This is a genomic window from Streptomyces sp. NPDC044061 (assembly GCF_056434305.1).
Window position 1 is genome coordinate 61980 of sequence record NZ_JBWKFL010000005.1, and the last position, 14212, is coordinate 76191.

14 protein-coding genes are annotated in these 14212 nt (G+C 68.6%); 6 read left to right on the top strand and 8 right to left on the bottom strand.

Annotation, left to right across the window (positions count from 1 at the left end; translation table 11 throughout):
• Window positions 1-116: 116 nt before the first annotated feature.
• The 4 genes from AC07CM_RS09760 to AC07CM_RS09775 form a co-directional block, all read right to left on the bottom strand.
• The gene (locus AC07CM_RS09760; RefSeq protein ID WP_478875813.1) at window positions 117-551 is read right to left on the bottom strand and encodes a septal ring lytic transglycosylase RlpA family protein; all 435 of its coding nucleotides are present in this window, start codon (window positions 549-551) and stop codon (window positions 117-119) included.
• Window positions 552-623: 72 nt separating this feature from the next.
• Window positions 624-1478, bottom strand: a complete 855-nt coding sequence (locus AC07CM_RS09765; RefSeq protein ID WP_478875814.1) for a glycoside hydrolase family protein — start codon at window positions 1476-1478, stop codon at window positions 624-626.
• Between the two features lie 102 nt (window positions 1479-1580).
• Complete coding sequence (locus AC07CM_RS09770; RefSeq protein ID WP_478875815.1) at window positions 1581-2300, bottom strand: chitinase; 720 nt, start codon at window positions 2298-2300, stop codon at window positions 1581-1583.
• Between the two features lie 30 nt (window positions 2301-2330).
• The gene (locus AC07CM_RS09775; protein WP_478875816.1) at window positions 2331-2531 is read right to left on the bottom strand and encodes a hypothetical protein; all 201 of its coding nucleotides are present in this window, start codon (window positions 2529-2531) and stop codon (window positions 2331-2333) included.
• Between the two features lie 234 nt (window positions 2532-2765).
• Between AC07CM_RS09775 and AC07CM_RS09780 the strand changes: the two genes are divergently transcribed.
• Window positions 2766-2993 (top strand): CAP domain-containing protein, encoded by a 228-nt coding sequence (locus tag AC07CM_RS09780; RefSeq protein ID WP_478875817.1) that lies wholly within the window; start codon window positions 2766-2768, stop codon window positions 2991-2993.
• Between the two features lie 110 nt (window positions 2994-3103).
• On the opposite strand, the gene AC07CM_RS09785 is transcribed toward AC07CM_RS09780, so the two are convergent.
• The 3 genes from AC07CM_RS09785 to AC07CM_RS09795 are packed head-to-tail and all read right to left on the bottom strand — an operon-like array spanning window position 3104 to window position 6196.
• Window positions 3104-4120: a trypsin-like serine peptidase gene (locus AC07CM_RS09785; RefSeq protein WP_478875818.1), complete on the bottom strand. Its 1017-nt coding sequence runs from the start codon at window positions 4118-4120 to the stop codon at window positions 3104-3106.
• Window positions 4121-4162: 42 nt separating this feature from the next.
• Window positions 4163-4972, bottom strand: a complete 810-nt coding sequence (locus tag AC07CM_RS09790) for a thaumatin family protein (RefSeq protein WP_478875819.1) — start codon at window positions 4970-4972, stop codon at window positions 4163-4165.
• Between the two features lie 27 nt (window positions 4973-4999).
• Window positions 5000-6196 (bottom strand): beta-1,3-glucanase family protein, encoded by a 1197-nt coding sequence (locus AC07CM_RS09795; RefSeq protein WP_478875820.1) that lies wholly within the window; start codon window positions 6194-6196, stop codon window positions 5000-5002.
• A gap of 515 nt (window positions 6197-6711) precedes the next feature.
• On the opposite strand from AC07CM_RS09795, the gene AC07CM_RS09800 reads away from it, so the two are divergent.
• Window positions 6712-7785, top strand: coding sequence for an ROK family protein (locus AC07CM_RS09800; protein ID WP_478875821.1), 1074 nt, complete (start codon window positions 6712-6714; stop codon window positions 7783-7785).
• Between the two features lie 26 nt (window positions 7786-7811).
• Here the strand turns inward: AC07CM_RS09800 and AC07CM_RS09805 are convergent, their stop codons facing one another.
• Complete coding sequence (locus AC07CM_RS09805) at window positions 7812-9347, bottom strand: sulfatase family protein (protein ID WP_478875822.1); 1536 nt, start codon at window positions 9345-9347, stop codon at window positions 7812-7814.
• 309 nt (window positions 9348-9656) lie between these two features.
• Here AC07CM_RS09805 and AC07CM_RS09810 point away from each other — a divergent pair, with 309 nt between their 5' ends.
• The 4 genes from AC07CM_RS09810 (at window position 9657) to AC07CM_RS09825 (ending at window position 13931) form a co-directional block, all read left to right on the top strand.
• The gene (locus AC07CM_RS09810) at window positions 9657-10379 is read left to right on the top strand and encodes a helix-turn-helix domain-containing protein (protein ID WP_478875823.1); all 723 of its coding nucleotides are present in this window, start codon (window positions 9657-9659) and stop codon (window positions 10377-10379) included.
• Between the two features lie 63 nt (window positions 10380-10442).
• Window positions 10443-11663, top strand: coding sequence for an acyl-CoA dehydrogenase family protein (locus AC07CM_RS09815; RefSeq protein ID WP_478875824.1), 1221 nt, complete (start codon window positions 10443-10445; stop codon window positions 11661-11663).
• Window positions 11664-11685: 22 nt separating this feature from the next.
• Window positions 11686-12402 carry a response regulator transcription factor gene (locus tag AC07CM_RS09820; protein WP_478875825.1) on the top strand — a complete coding sequence of 239 codons (717 nt, stop codon included), beginning with the start codon at window positions 11686-11688 and terminating at the stop codon, window positions 12400-12402.
• Window positions 12399-13931 (top strand): sensor histidine kinase, encoded by a 1533-nt coding sequence (locus tag AC07CM_RS09825; protein ID WP_478875826.1) that lies wholly within the window; start codon window positions 12399-12401, stop codon window positions 13929-13931. Before AC07CM_RS09820 ends, AC07CM_RS09825 begins: the two co-directional genes overlap by 4 nt.
• The last annotated feature ends 281 nt before the right edge of the window (window positions 13932-14212 follow it).

The following is a 14212-nucleotide window of genomic DNA, read 5'->3' on the forward strand; positions in this document are numbered from 1 at the left end:
GGGGGGGGCGGCACCCCCCGCCCCCACCCCCCCCCCCCCCCCCCCCCCCCCCCCCCCCCCCCCCCCCCCCCGCCACGCTCTTTGGGTGTGCCGTCAGCCGGACACCCCGGTGGTGGTCACCTCAGCACCTTCTGACGGACGACGATGTGGCCGGCGTCGGGGTTGAGGCTGCCGCCGAGGCGGCGGAAGGCTCCGTCCGTCAGGTCCAGGCACAGCGGTACCTGCTTCGTCCGCTCGAAGGTGCCCCGGTCGTTGATGCGCACGACCAAGGACTTGCCGTTCGCCACGTTGGTGACCTTCACCCTCGTCCCGAACGGCAGCTGAGGCCTGCGGCTCAGCGAAGTAGCCGCGGTGTTCTTGCTGTTGTCGAAGATCTCGCCGTTGGACGTGTGGCTGCCGGCGGGTATCGGGCCGTAGTGCGTCGCCCAGCACGGCTTCCTGTGGGCCTGCGCGGTGCCGGGCGCGGCCGAACTCGCCGGTGCGAGCGCCACCGTCGCGGTCAGCGCGGCGACGCCGGCCGTGAGTGAGACTCGCAGAATCCGCTTGCTCATGTTGTTGCCTCGTTTCCCTTGTCGTGGGATCTGGATGAGGAGTGGGTGAGTTGAGGGGTGTGCATGTCCCGTTCAGCCCGCCGCGCGGTAGGCGGCGCCCACCCGGTTGGCCTTCGCGCCGTGGTAAAGGCCGGTGCCGTCGCCGCGGTTCGTGGAGAGGGTGAACCAGGCGTACCGATGGACGTAGGGCAGTTGCTGCAGCATGGCCGTCGACTTCTTCACGAACGCGGCCTGCTGCGCCTTCGTCGGATACCGCGGGGTGCCGGCCGAGAAGTCGGTCAGCGCGTATTCGGTGAGCCAGATCGGCCTCTTGTAGCGCTGGTGCACGGCCCGGAGGTACGTGCGCAGTTGTGCGGTCGCACCCTGGGCGTTGAAGTCCGCGCCATACCAGTGCAGGGGGATGAAATCGACCCGGTAGTGACGAGCGGCGGCGCCCTTCATGAAGCGGTCCAGCCAGCCACCGGCGGCATCGCCTCCGGTGGCCACCGCGGGAGCGCCGAGCCGCATACCGGTCGACTGCAGCCGGGGCCACAGGTCGAGTGCCTGATGCACCGTCATGTGCGCCTGATCCGGCCTGTCGGGTTCGTTGAAGCCGAGCAACGTCCTGCCCTGCTTCCTGGCCCGGTCGAGCTCCGCGTCGGTCACCGAGCCCGCGTCATGGATCATGGGCACGAACTCGACGCCGCGCGGTGCCCTGATCCCGCCCTTGCTCGAGGCCCAGGTGTAGAACCAGCCGACCTTCGCATCGGCCAGTGCCTTGGTGACCCCGTGGAAGTTCCAGGCGCTGATGCCCTTCTTCTTCGCCGGGGCGGCGGAGGCAGCGGGATGGCTGCCGGCCGCGAGCGCCGTGGACGTGCCGCCCTGACTGCCGACCGCGAGCACGGCGGACAGCACGAGCAGCAGGGCGAGGGCGCGTATTTTTCGCATGACGTCTCCAAGCGGCTGACGGGCGCCACGGGGCGCCGTACGGTCACGGTGAATCAGGAAAGGCACGGAGAATGTCGTCGTGCCGCCGCGGTCATGCGGGCGTCAGCAGCTCAGGTGCGCGCCCGTGCCGACGTCGAGCATCCTGGTGAACTTCTTGTACTTCGCGATCCGGTCGTGCACCTCTGCCGGGTTGCCGCCGTTGCACTCGATACCGCCGTTGATGCTGCGGATCGTCTCGCCGAAACCGCCGCGCTTGACCATCGCGTGATGCGGCGTCATGGTGCCCGGGCCGGACTGGGTCATCCAGTACCAGAGCGCCAGCTTCCATGTCACGGCGGAGTTCTTCGCCGCGAGATTCGGGTGGTGCAGCAGGTCGACGTGGAACGCGTCGCCGGCGGCCTTGTAGTTGTAGTTCCAGCTGATCTGGAGCGGGCCGCGGCCGTGGTAAGCGGACTTGCCGGCCGGGCAGCCGTACGGCTCGTCGGCGCAGTAGGTCGGCCAGGCAGCCTTGTTCTGCTCGTTGATGTAGATCAGACCGCTGGTCTCGTGGCTGACGTTGGCGAGGAACGCGGCGGCCTCACGCTTCCTGGTCCTGGCGTCGCCGGTGTGTGCGAAGGCCGGGAACGCCTTCATCGCCTCGACCAGGCCCTTGTAGCTGTAGAGCTTCTTGTGCCTCGGGAACATCTTGTTGTACTGCGCCTTGCTGACGACGAACCCACCCCTGTGCTCTGCGGCAGACGCCGTACTGGCGGTCAGATTGACTCCTGTGACGGCTATCAGCACGGCGGTGAGCACGGCGTAGACAGCGCGTAGCTTTCGCATACCAAAACTCCTTGGAATAAAGCGAGCCGCTCAAGAGCGAGTTGCTCTGCGGGCATCCGGCGACGAAGTTACCCGTCGCATCAAGGAGGCAATGGTCAAAAATTGCTGGGAGACCGCCAGTTGTTGCTTGACGCGCGAGCGCAAGAACTGGCGGTCGGACGGCAACAATTCACAACGCTCCACCATGGCAACCACGATGTCGTAGAGCGTGGTTCGGGACAGTCCGCTCATGGCGATCAGTTCGCTCCGTGACAGCGGTCCGTGCCGGCACAGCAGCCGCAGGACGAGTTCCTCGTGTTTCCTCCGAATACGGAGCACTGGATCTTCCTGTATCGTCCAACAACCTTGGCCAGGAGCGGAATTGGCGTCATGGCATGCGTAGGAAGTACACGGGTGGGCGGGTCACCCTCCAGATCGGCACCGGGTCACTTTCGGGTCAGAGCAAGAGCAGCCCGTCTCCGAGCAATGACGTCCGCCAAGGCGGCGCCGGCCTCCGCTTCCGCGGCACCCGGCGCCGCGGCGATGCAGGAGGCCGTCCCGGCGGACATGGTGAGGAACGACTACGTCGGGCACACCGGCTCCAACGGCAGCACCCTGGTGGACAGGGCCGAGGCGGCGGGATCCCTCAACTGCTCGCTCAGGCACATAGGCGTCGGCTACGTGAAGAAGCCCGGCTCCGTGGGTGGCCCCTAATGCACCCAGAACTTCGGTGCGAAGTTCTGAGCCGACACAACAGGCCCGGCATGGTCGCCATGACCATGCCGGGCCTGTTTTGCTCGAACCATCACGCTCCGGGAGCGGGGTCAGCCTCGGCTGGCCTTGCTGTAGAGCTTCTTGGCGTCGTTGCCGAGGCGAGGGTGGAATTCGGTGGTGCCGTTGCCGACGCTGATGTTGCCCACGAGGTAGCCGGAGCCGGTGGCCTCCTTGAATCCGGCGAGGAAGCCCCCGCCGCTGGCGCCGAAGGACTGCACGCAGTCGATGCCCCACATCGTGGACCCGGGGCGTGTGGTGTCGGCGTGCTCCTTGCCCCGGCAGTGGTTGAGCCGCTCGCCGTTGCCCTCGGCAGGGGTACCGCCGTAGCCGAAGGAGTGGACGTGGCGTCCCGTCGGGGAGTTGAACCTGATGCCCTGCGCGCCCACGGTGCCGGCCAGGGTGCGGCCGTCGAGCCTGCGCATTCGAGCGAAGGCGAAGTCCCAGTTGTCCCTGCTGCCCGAGGTGACGTACCGCTTCAGGTGGAAGAGATTCCGGGCGGTGAACGTGCCGTAGGGGCGCCTGCCGTGGGTGTATCCGGGGATGAACACCCACTTGCGGTAGCCCCTGCCGGTCGCCGGGTCGACCACGCAGTGCGCCGCGGTCAGGACGACGGACTTGTTCCTGCTGCCGGCGACCGTGGCCGAGCAGGCGAACAGGGCGCCGTCGGCGTTCTGGAAGAACACCTTGCCCGATGTCTTTCGGATCAGCCCGCCGCGCTTCCACGGAGTGGGTGAGGAGGCGCGGGCGGATACCCGGGCGGGGTCGGCGGTCCGGCCCGACGTGAAGGCGGGAGCCGGGATCGGGGGGACGGTCAGTTCCGGGCCGTCGTCGGCAGGGGCGGAGGAGGGCACGGCGGTCCCTCGGGTGGCGGGTGCGACCGTGACGTCCTTGGCCGCGCGCAGGCGCGCGGTGGTCCAGAACTCCAGCGCCGCGTCCTGCTCCTGGTCGGAGAAGGACGTGACCTGTGTGTCGTCATGGGCGGACCCCGGCTCGGCGTGCGCGGGGCTGAGCGTCCAGCCCAAGGTACAGAGCGTGAGCGCGCTCACGAGGACGGCGGTGCGTCTCATGTGATGGATTCCTCAACTGTTCGTGTCGGCCGGGTGGAGCGACTACCGGAAGGTGACGACGAAGCCCTTGCACTTACTGCACTGCCGCATTGTCTTGTTGCCGGTCTCGGTGTCCTGCTTGGACCAGGCATACGCCTTGGGGCAGTGCTTCTTGATTGCATTGCTGTAGGCGCTCGGAGCGTCACGGCTGGGGTTCACGCACAGCACCACCTTCCCGGCGGAGTTGTGCGTGCGATCGTCCTTCGGGCAGTAGCGGAGCAGGTTCTTCCTGCAGCCCTGCTTCGAGCACGGGCCGTTCTTGGTGACTTTCTCGGCGCCCTTGGGCGCAATGGTGATGGGCAGGGAGAAGGCGTTGACGTAGCTGACGTCGTACCAGGGGGCGTCACGGTCCTTCTTGTCGAAGTTGAATTCCGCCAGACTGACCGGCTGTTCTCCCGTCACGCATCGCTCGGCGAACTTGCCGCAGTCGCCGATGGCGCAGTGGAACGTACTCGCGGACTTGCCGGAGCAGCCCTGGCGGGCGAAGAACTTGCCGCGCCAGTGATGAGGCGCGGTGTTCTCCGGGATCTTCACGGTCGCCGACTGTCCGGGGTTGAGCGTCGGCAGCGACTTGAGATTCTTCGAATTGCCGTCGGGCTCAGCCCTGTTGACGGTGCTGCCGATCCAGAGCTTCTTTCCGGACCGGTTGACGAACGTCACCGTGTGGGGACCTGCTGCCGCGCGGGTGCCGGAGGAGGCGGCCGGCACGGCGCGGGATTCGTCGGCCACGGCGGTGTGCGCGGCACCGGCGGCCGCGACGGCCGGTGCGAGACACAGGACGGCCGCGAGAAGCAACTCACGGAACTTCTTCACCCGGTACTCCCTAGGTGGTCGCAGGGTTCAGAACGCGGTCAGCGTCAGGTGCATGTGCTGGGGCCTGGTGTCCTGGATGTAGGAGGCCCAGGCGGCGACGTCGTCGAAGGCGAAGCCGTAGGCCTTGCCGTTGGTGGTCGCGGCGTGGATGGCCTTGGCGTAGTGGTTGGTGACGGGTGTGCCGTAGAAGGCGGCCGCGTGGGTGGTCGGCTGCTTGCGGTGGCTGACCAGCGTCGACCGGTTGAACCCGGCGCCCAGGACGGCGGCCAAGGGACCGGTGGTTCCGTCGTTGGGAGCGGCGAGCGCCCCGTCGCAGAACAGCACGTCGCGGGTGGAGGGCTTGGCGAAGGACACCGCTGCCGGGCCGGTGAAGGTGAGCCTGTGGTCCTTCACTCGGCCGGTGAAGGTTCCGGCATTCGTCCTGACGACGAGGTTCGTGTTCCGGTAGGTGTGCCAGACCTTGTCGATGTAGCCGTCGAAGTAGTGCTGGGGGAACCGTCCGATGTCGAGGCCGTGGCTCGGGGCGATGACGCGCCGGTCGCCCACGACGAGGCGGGAGAAGTCCGGGTTGTTCCGCAGGGCGCGGAAGACCCGGTCGCGGCCGCCGCCGCGCAGCCTGCCGGTGCTGTGGTCCTTCGCTCCGTTCAGCCGGATCATCATCGGCACGCTGAACATGTCGACCATGGTGGTGTTGCAGAAGATGCCGGACGCGTCGTGGGTGAACTCCACGAAGTCGTGCAGCACGGGGTAGTTGGGATCGTCCTCCACCCAGCCCGCGGGGTGCTGCAGGGCGACCCTGCCGTCCGCGCCCATGACGGCCTTGAACTTCAGTTTGTGGCCCAGCGCGACGTAGATGCGACCGGACATGAACGGCAGTCGCAGCGTGGTCCTTCCCCGGGCGGACAGGGGGATGGCGTAGTCGGTGAAGCCGTTGTCGTGGTTGTCGGAGAGCTTGACGGGTGCCAGGCCGCCGCGGGTGACCCTCACCTGCCGCTCCCTCTTGGTTCCCACGATGTACAGGTGGACCGAATGGTTGGCGAACTCTCCGCTGTTGTTGGTGATCGTCAGCGGCAGCCCGTGAGCGGCCTCGGCGGCCAGGTCGCCGTCGGAGTCGGCGAGGGCGCGCTGGGCGGCGGAGACGATCGCGGATCCGGCCACGGCCGCAGCGGCCATCGAACCGAGCAGCCTCCGGCGAGTGAACATGGGGAAGTCGGTCGAGGTCATGCAGGAGTTCCTCTCTCCTTGCACCGTGCGTGACGGTTGACGGTGGGGAACGGGCGCGCACAGGGCGCCTCTTGGGATCCGGCGCGAACGGCCACCGGCGAGAAAGGACGTTACGCAGCGTGAATTTTTCCGCCAAGCGGTGACAGAAATGACGTACCGGGAAACGGTGAGGGGCACGTCACACCCGGCCGGTCGTCACTCCGGAAACCCACAGAATGCCCACAAGAACGCCCTCTAGCTTCCTCGCGCCACAAGCCGACGGACTTTCCTCCGTCCCAGCGCGACACAGCTGTGATCACAGAGGGGACACACCTTCCGCAATGCCGACTGAGACGACACGGTCTTCCGCCCCGACCGCCCTGCCGCGTGGGCACGGCGCGCCGTCCCGGCCGCGATCAGGACATGAGGCCCTGGTACTGCGCCTGCTGCGCGAGCACGGTCCGTTGACGCGAGGAGAGTTAGGCAGCCTGTGCGGCCTGTCACGCACCACGCTCTACGACGTCGTCGGAGCGCTCATGGACAACGGCACCGTCCTCGCCTCGGTACCGGAGGCGGCCCGGCGCAAGCGGGGCCGCCCGGCGGAGGTACTGGCCCTGAACCCCGAGGCCGGCCAGCTGCTCGGCATCGAATTCGCGCGGCAGGCCGTGCGGGTGGCCGCGATGGACGCGGCGCGCGAGATCATCGGCACCGCCGGCGAGTCCCATGGTCCTGACTCCCCTTGGCAGGAGCGTGTCGACACCGCGTGGCGGCTGGCGGACACGCTGACGGGCGGGACGCTGCGACCGGGAGCACTGAACGGCGTCGGCGTGGGAGTGGACGGACCGGTCGGCTCGCCGGACCGCGGCTCACGGTGGACGCCCCCGCACGACACCGTTTCCGCGCTGGTGCGCGAGCGCTTCGGAGCCCAGGCGCTGATCGACAAGAACACCCGGCTTGCTGCGTTGGCGGAGACGATCTGGGGCGCCGCCGAGGGTGAACAGAACGTGCTGTACCTGCGGTTGTCGCATGGCGTCGGCGGGGGTCTGGTGGTGGCCGGCTCACTACACCGCGGCGCTCACGGTGTCTCAGGTGAGCTCGGGCACATCTCTGTGGACCCGCACGGTGTGCCGTGCGAATGCGGCCGGACGGGGTGCCTGGAGACGGTGGCCTCGGTCGGGGCAGTACTGGACGCCTATCGCACCGCGGGGGGCACGGCAGCGGATGTGCCGGAGCTCGTGGACGCGCTGGACGCGGGTGACCGGACCGCGCGCGCCGTTCTGGCGCGAGCCGGCGCGCACGTCGGCAGGGTGCTGGCCGACGTGTGTCATGCCGTGGGCCCGGACGTGATCGTCCTGGGGGGTGAACTGATCGATGCCGGTGCGGCGTTGACGGAGCCGATCGAACGTGCGCTGAACACCACCGTGGTGCGCGGTTCCTGCGGGCCGCCCCGCGTGCGTCCGGCCGGGCTCGGTGATCCCGGCGCGGCCCTGGGTGCCATCGCCCTGCTCCAGCAGCACATGAACCACGTGGTGCCCGGGCTGCAGGGAGCAGCCCGGGCACCGATCGTCCCTTGTCGTTCTTCTTGCGGCGAGCGGTCGTCGGTCGGTTGACGAGCCTGTGGTGCTTGGATGCCGGACTACGGGTGCCCGGCGCTCCAGCAGCCGTCACCGCGGCAGTTCTTCAGACGGGTCAGCGCATCGTGCAGCTCAGCCAGGCGGGCGCTGCTCAACCGGCCGGCGATGTTGTGCAGTTCGTTGGGGTCGGTGCGGAGGTCGTAGTACTCCTTCGCGCCACTGGCGTACTCGACGTAGGTGGAGGAGTTGGTGCGCATGGCTTGGTAGTCCGGCGGGCTGATGCTCTCCCCGCCGTGGTTGTCGGGGTCGTCCGGCGACTTGTCGGCGTGGCGGTGCTCGATCAGGTTGGCCGTGCGCCATCCGGTGTCCGGTCCGCCGTCCAGAAGCGGGACCAGGCTGTGCCCGTCCACCTGGGACGACACCGCGGCGCCGCCGATCTTCTGGAAGGTGGGTGCGAAGTCGATGTTCGACACCTGGGCGTTGCTCGTCCTGCCCGCCGCGACACCCGGACCGGCGATCACCAGCGGCACCCGGACATCGGTGTCGAAGGCCGTCTGCTTCCCCGCTTTGAGCCGGTACTCACCGAGGTGGAAGCCGTTGTCGGAGCTGAAGACGACGTAGGTGTTGTCGGCGACCCCGGCCCTGGCCAGGGTCTCGCGCAGCTTGCCCACCATCTTGTCGACCGCCTGGAGCGACCGCGCGCGCTTGCGGAACTTCTTGTCGATCGTGTCCTTCTCACGCCGGGTCAGCTTGTCCTGCCTGGCCAGCCACGGCGGTGCGTCGGTCGGCAGCTTGTCGAAGGCGGGGCCCTGCGGCGCCTGCAGGCCGGGGAAGTCGTGCTTGTCCCGGCGCGCCGGCTTGGACGGACCGTGCGGTGTGAAGAGCGCGACCTCCAGCATGAACGGCTTGTTCGCCGCCGCGGACTTCTTGATGAACGACTGCCCCTTCTTGCTGAGCACATCGGTCAGATAGTCCTTGGTCCTGTTGCCGTGCGGTTCGATCCTGTGGTTGTGGGCGAGTTTGTAGTTGTACTCCTTGTAGCCGTTGCCGACGACGTCCCACTGGCTCCAGCCCTGCGGCACGTACGGCTGCTGGCCGTCGACGGTCTCCTTGGGGTCGTAACCGTTGAGGTACTTGCCCATCATCGCGGTGCGGTAGCCCTTGGCCTTCAGGGCCGTGGCAAAGGTGTCGCGCTCCAGCCCGTTGTTGTGGAAGGCGTCGAAACCACCGTTCGGTCCGTCGTTGCCGAGGACCCCGGTGTTGTGGGGGTACCGGCCGGTGAAGATGGACGAACGCGAAGGGCAGCAGAGCGAGTTGCTCACCACGTAGTCGCTGAACGTCATGCCCCGAGACCGCAGCTTCTGCACCTCCGGCATGTAAGGGAGGAGGTTCGAGGACATGTCGTCGGTGAGCACGAAGACGATGTTCGGTCGGTTCGCCGCGGCTGCGGCCGGCTGCACGAGGGCAGTTGTACTGTGGGTCGAAGTGGGGGTCGTGGTGGCGGCACTGGTAGTCGCCGCACCCACTCCGCTCTGGGCGGCGCACACCAGCGCCACCACGCCCGCTATCCCTGTCAGCAATTGACGAGTGCGAATCATGCGGGCAGCCTGCCAGCGTGATTCCGCGGCGGTCAATATCCGATGGGGCTCGACCGAATTATTCCGGAGCCGAGGCGAATTAATCCGGCATCGACTGCCTTGCGACCGCTTCTCTTTCACCCGCATTCTCGATGCAGCACCTGCGTCGAGAGTCGCAGCGAACCGGCAGGGAGGAAACCGGCCTTGGAGGCAACCAGCGGGGTGGGCGGGGGAAGGTGGCGCTGCCTTCAGGTGTCGAAGCGAACATTTCAGAAGGGCGTCCACACTCTCCATCTACCGTCGTCGTCGGGAATCACGCTGAACACTCACATGAGCGGTCAACTGAGAATTCGAGGGGATCTGGAAAGAGTTGCGGGGAAAGAGACGTTCCCGCTCCCCGACGACGTGTGCATCATCCCTCCGGGGCTCGGCCGGACGCTGATCGTCGCATCGAACGGAGACGAGCCCGCGACGATCGCGTCCCTGACCGTTTCCCCCGAGACGCTGCATGGCTTCATCGGCCAGGAGGACCTGCAGCTGCGCGTCGCGCAGTTGCGGGACAGGTATCCGGCGGTGCGGTTCGACCCGGTTCTCGCGTCGGTGGTGAAGGCAGTTGCTGCGGCGAGCGAGGCCGGTGCGGACGACCTGTACGTACGGTCCGCGGCGCAGTTCATCGTCGCCCACGTTCTCTCTCCGCCCGCCGACGGTTCGGCAAGCTCCGCCGGTGCGCTCAGTTCCCGGCAACTGGAGACGGTTCTGACCTACATGCGGGTGAACCTCGGGCAACCCGTCTCGGTGGACGACCTGGCGTCCCTCGTCTCCTTCAGCCGTTTCCACTTCGTGCGCTGTTTCAAGGCCACCACCGGATCAACCCCCTATCGCTACCTCACCGAGCTCAGGATCGACCTGGCGCGCAAGTATCTGGATTGCGGCAACGACACGATCGCCCGCATAGGCCAGCGCTGCGGATTCTCCGGGTCTGAGCATTTCTCGCGGAGCTTCCGTCGAGTCATGGGGTGTACGCCGTCCCAGTATCGGGCGATGCGCGCCTGAAACCCCGCGCAACGCACGGCTGGTGACCAAGGACCTTGAGTTCCATATTGCAAAGGAGCTGCCATGAGCGCTGAACTGCGGCACGTTCCCGCAACTGCCGGCGACGAGGAACTGGTGGAACGAGCCCGCGCCGCCGCGCCGACGCTCGCGGCGAACGCCGGGCAGACCGAGCCCGATCCGCGGCCGGACGCGCTCTCCCTGGCAGCGGCGCGGCGGGTCGGGCTGTTCGCAATGGGCGTCCCGCGCCGTGGCGGAGGCGCCGGAGCCGGTCTGCGGACCCAGGTGCGGGCGGTCGCGGAACTCGCGCAGGGGTGCCCCTCCACCGCATGGATCGCCGCGCTGTCGGTGGCCTTGAAGAGCGTGTGCTCGCCCGTATTTCCCGAGGAGGCCCGAGAAGTTCTGTTCGCCGACCCTGACGCGGTCGTCTGCGGTTCCACCACGCCGCTGGGGGCCGAAGGCGAGTGGACCGGTTACGGCGTCAGCATCTCAGGAAGGTGGCGGGCCGCCGCCGGTTGCGAGTATGCGTCGTGGGCGGTCCTCGCCGTCCCCGTGCGCACGAAAAGTCAACTCCTACTGCCCTGCCTGGTGTTGATTTCCACCAGGGATCTCACCGTCGAGCGCACCGCGCCCACCACCGCAACGGCCGGGACCGGTGGTCGCACCCTGGTGGCCCAGGACGTGGTGGTGCCCATCACGCACGTGGTGTTCAGCCCTGCCGAAGCAGGGGGAGAAGCCCGGGTTTCCGGCGAGTCGACGATGCTGCTCGGCGTGACCGTGCTCATGCTCGCCCCGCTGCTCGGCGCGGCACGCGGCGCACGGGAAGCGACGGGGGCGGGACGGGCGGGCGGCAGGTCCTTGCCGGTAGCCGGCGACCGGCGGCCCGTCGGCTCCTTGCTCCCGGACGCATTGCTCACCGGCGCCGCCCGCCTCGTCGACTCCGCGACACGACGCGTCCTGCACGTGGCGGGTGTTCTCGACGTCCTGGGGGAGTCCAAGTCCCTCCCGTTGCGGGAACAGGCGCGATTGCGGGCGCAGACGGTGACCGCGACACAGGAGTGCCGGGAAGCGGTGGAGAAGCTGCTGGGCCTGCACAGCGTCGGCGGCTCGGCTCCGAAGGCTCCGGATGTCGCGCTGCGGCGCTTCCGGCGCGACGCGGCGGTCATCACGCGACACCCGCGGTTCAGCCCCCGCACCGTCGCGGAGTACTACGGTCGGGTGCTGTTCGGTCCGGAGCCAGGGGCGGTGCCCACGATGTGGTCGGTCTTCTCCGGACAGGCTCGTTGAACGCGATGAAACTGAGGTGTGCATGGTAGGCAAGGCCGGGCGTGTGCTGGTGGTCGACGACGACGCGGCCATACGGCGGTCCCTGGAGCGGGGGCTCAGGCTGAGCGGCTTCTCGGTGGCACTCGCCGAGGGCGGTCACGCCGGCCTGGCGCAGGCTCGCACCGACCGCCCCGACATCATCGTCCTGGACGTCTGCATGCCAGACCTGGGCGGCACCGACGTGTGCCAGGCCCTGCGCGACGACGGCGACGACGTGCCCGTACTGATGCTCTCCGCGCTGGACGAGGTGGCCGACCGGGTGGCGGGCCTGCAGGCGGGCGGGGACGACTACCTCGTCAAGCCGTTCGCACTCCAGGAGTTGGTCCTTCGGCTGCATGCCCTGCTGCGTCGCCGCCCGCCCGCCGCCGTCGGTACCCTCCGCGTCGGCGGCGTCGTCCTCGACCCCGCCGCCCACCAGGCCTCCCTGGACGACCGGCCCCTGCAGCTGACGCGGCGCGAGTTCGCGCTACTGGAGCTCCTTACCCGCAACTCCGGCATCGTCCTCACCCGCGAGCAGCTGCTGGAGAGGGTGTGGGGCTACGACTTCCAGGTCCGCAGCGACATCGTGGACACCTTCGTCAGCTATCTGCGCCGCAAGCTGGAGGTGGGCGGCCGACCCCGGATCCTGCACACGGTCCGCGGAGTCGGGTTCGTGCTGCGCACGGACGGCGAGGACCGGCGGACCGAGGGCGCGTCGTGAAACTGTCCACCCGCATCGCACTCGCGGTCGGCGCGAGCGTACCCCTGCTGGTCCTCGTCTCCTGCTGGGTGCTGGTGCACCTCGTCTCCGGCGACCTGCGCGCGCACCAGGACGACCAACTGCGGGCACGGGCGACGGTCGTCGCCAAGAACGCCAAGGCGTACCTGGACGTCGCCGGGACCGACCACCCGATCCTGGAACAGGTCCGGCGACGGCGACTGGTCAACTCCGCGCGGGACGTGGGCGTCCGGCTGACCGGCCCCGGGGACACGATCGCGGCCGGCCCGCAGCCCGACCCGTTCCCCACACTGCCCCACAGCGCCCCGGACCCGGTCACCGTGACCTCCGACGGCAAGGACTGGATGGTCCTGTCACTGCGCGTCGGCGCCGCGAAGGAGGGCACCACTCCGAATCTGTGGCTGCTGTCGCCGGACACCGCCGAGGACGAGCTGTCGCTGGTGCGCCGACGCGTACTGACCGGGGCACTGCTGGCCGCGCCCCTGTCCGCGGTCACCGCCTGGGCCATCGCCGTCCGGGCGGTTCTTCCGCTACGGCGGCTGCAGCGACGTACCAGCGGCCTGGACCCCCGGACCAGCCCCGCACGCCTGGAACACACCCCGACCCGTGTCGCCGAGGTCGACGACCTGGCGTACACGGTGCAGACCGTGCTCGCCCGCTACGACGAGCAGGTCGCACGCACGGGCGAAGCGCTTGCCACCGCCCGCGCGTTCGCCTCGACCGCGTCCCACGAGCTGCGCACCCCGCTGATGAGCATGCGCACCAACCTCGACATCCTGACCGACCACCCCGACCTCGGCACCGAGGACCGGGCGGGCGTGCTCGAGGACCTCGGGCGCGAGCACGCCCGACTGCTCGGGCTGCTGGTGATGCTGAAGGCGCTCGCGCGGGGCGACCTCATCGAGGCCGACGCGTTCACATCGCTGGACATGGCGGAGCTCGTGGACGCGTCCGTCTCCGATCTGCGGCGCACGAACCCCGACGCCGATGTGTCCGTGCACGCCGCCGCGGGCGTGCAGGTGCACGGCTGGGAGCAGGGCCTGCGCTCGGCCGTGGACAACCTGCTGATCAACGCCTTGGTCCACGGCCGTGCCACGGACGGCGTCGCCCGCATCGAAGTGACCTTGGTCCCGTCGGGCGACCTGCACCAGCCGGCCGCGGTGCTCACCGTGGACGACCACGGTCCCGGCATCCGTCCCGAACACCGCGAAGGGATCTTCCAGCGCTTCCGCCGGGGGCCGGACAGTCCCGGCTCCGGTCTCGGCCTGACCTTGGTCGCGCAGCAGGTCGCCCTGCACCGCGGCCGGATCACCGTGCAGGACCGTGCCGACGGCCGCCTTGGCACCCGCTTCGAGGTACGGCTGCCGGCGACCACCGTCCGGGACGTGGAGCACACCCTGCCGCTACTGCGCCGGGACTGGCTGACCAGCACCGCCGGCGAACCACCGGATCCCGCTCGGACGGCTCCTGACAGGGCTGCACCCTGCGGTCAGCGCGGATCGGGCCATTGACCTGGCGATCGTTCCACGTCTGCTGCACCAGGTGATGTGGAACCCGCTGCTCACGGTGCAGATCGAGCTCGACCTACCCGTCGAGTTCGATCGGGCACGACCGCGTCACCCACAGCACGAGATTCTCCGGTGCTGGGTCGGTGCTGACGTTGCCGGGTCGATGAGCGGGAAACAGCAGGTCGTAGCTCTGATCGGATGAGTTGTCGTACCACTCGATGGTGGTGCCGACGAGGCTGGCGGCGACGATGGGGGGCGGGGGGTGGGGGAGCGGATGCTGCTGC

Excerpts from the sequence above, each read along its gene's own strand:
- AC07CM_RS09760 (WP_478875813.1), bottom strand. The coding sequence starts at position 551 with ATGAGCAAGCGGATTCTGCGAGTCTCACTCACGGCCGGCGTCGCCGCG.
- AC07CM_RS09765 (WP_478875814.1), bottom strand. The coding sequence starts at position 1,478 with ATGCGAAAAATACGCGCCCTCGCCCTGCTGCTCGTGCTGTCCGCCGTG.
- AC07CM_RS09770 (WP_478875815.1), bottom strand. The coding sequence starts at position 2,300 with ATGCGAAAGCTACGCGCTGTCTACGCCGTGCTCACCGCCGTGCTGATA.
- AC07CM_RS09775 (WP_478875816.1), bottom strand. The coding sequence starts at position 2,531 with ATGAGCGGACTGTCCCGAACCACGCTCTACGACATCGTGGTTGCCATG.
- AC07CM_RS09780 (WP_478875817.1), top strand. The coding sequence starts at position 2,766 with ATGACGTCCGCCAAGGCGGCGCCGGCCTCCGCTTCCGCGGCACCCGGC.
- AC07CM_RS09785 (WP_478875818.1), bottom strand. The coding sequence starts at position 4,120 with ATGAGACGCACCGCCGTCCTCGTGAGCGCGCTCACGCTCTGTACCTTG.
- AC07CM_RS09795 (WP_478875820.1), bottom strand. The coding sequence starts at position 6,196 with ATGACCTCGACCGACTTCCCCATGTTCACTCGCCGGAGGCTGCTCGGT.
- AC07CM_RS09800 (WP_478875821.1), top strand. The coding sequence starts at position 6,712 with ATGGACAACGGCACCGTCCTCGCCTCGGTACCGGAGGCGGCCCGGCGC.
- AC07CM_RS09805 (WP_478875822.1), bottom strand. The coding sequence starts at position 9,347 with ATGATTCGCACTCGTCAATTGCTGACAGGGATAGCGGGCGTGGTGGCG.
- AC07CM_RS09810 (WP_478875823.1), top strand. The coding sequence starts at position 9,657 with ATGAGCGGTCAACTGAGAATTCGAGGGGATCTGGAAAGAGTTGCGGGG.
- AC07CM_RS09815 (WP_478875824.1), top strand. The coding sequence starts at position 10,443 with ATGAGCGCTGAACTGCGGCACGTTCCCGCAACTGCCGGCGACGAGGAA.
- AC07CM_RS09820 (WP_478875825.1), top strand. The coding sequence starts at position 11,686 with ATGGTAGGCAAGGCCGGGCGTGTGCTGGTGGTCGACGACGACGCGGCC.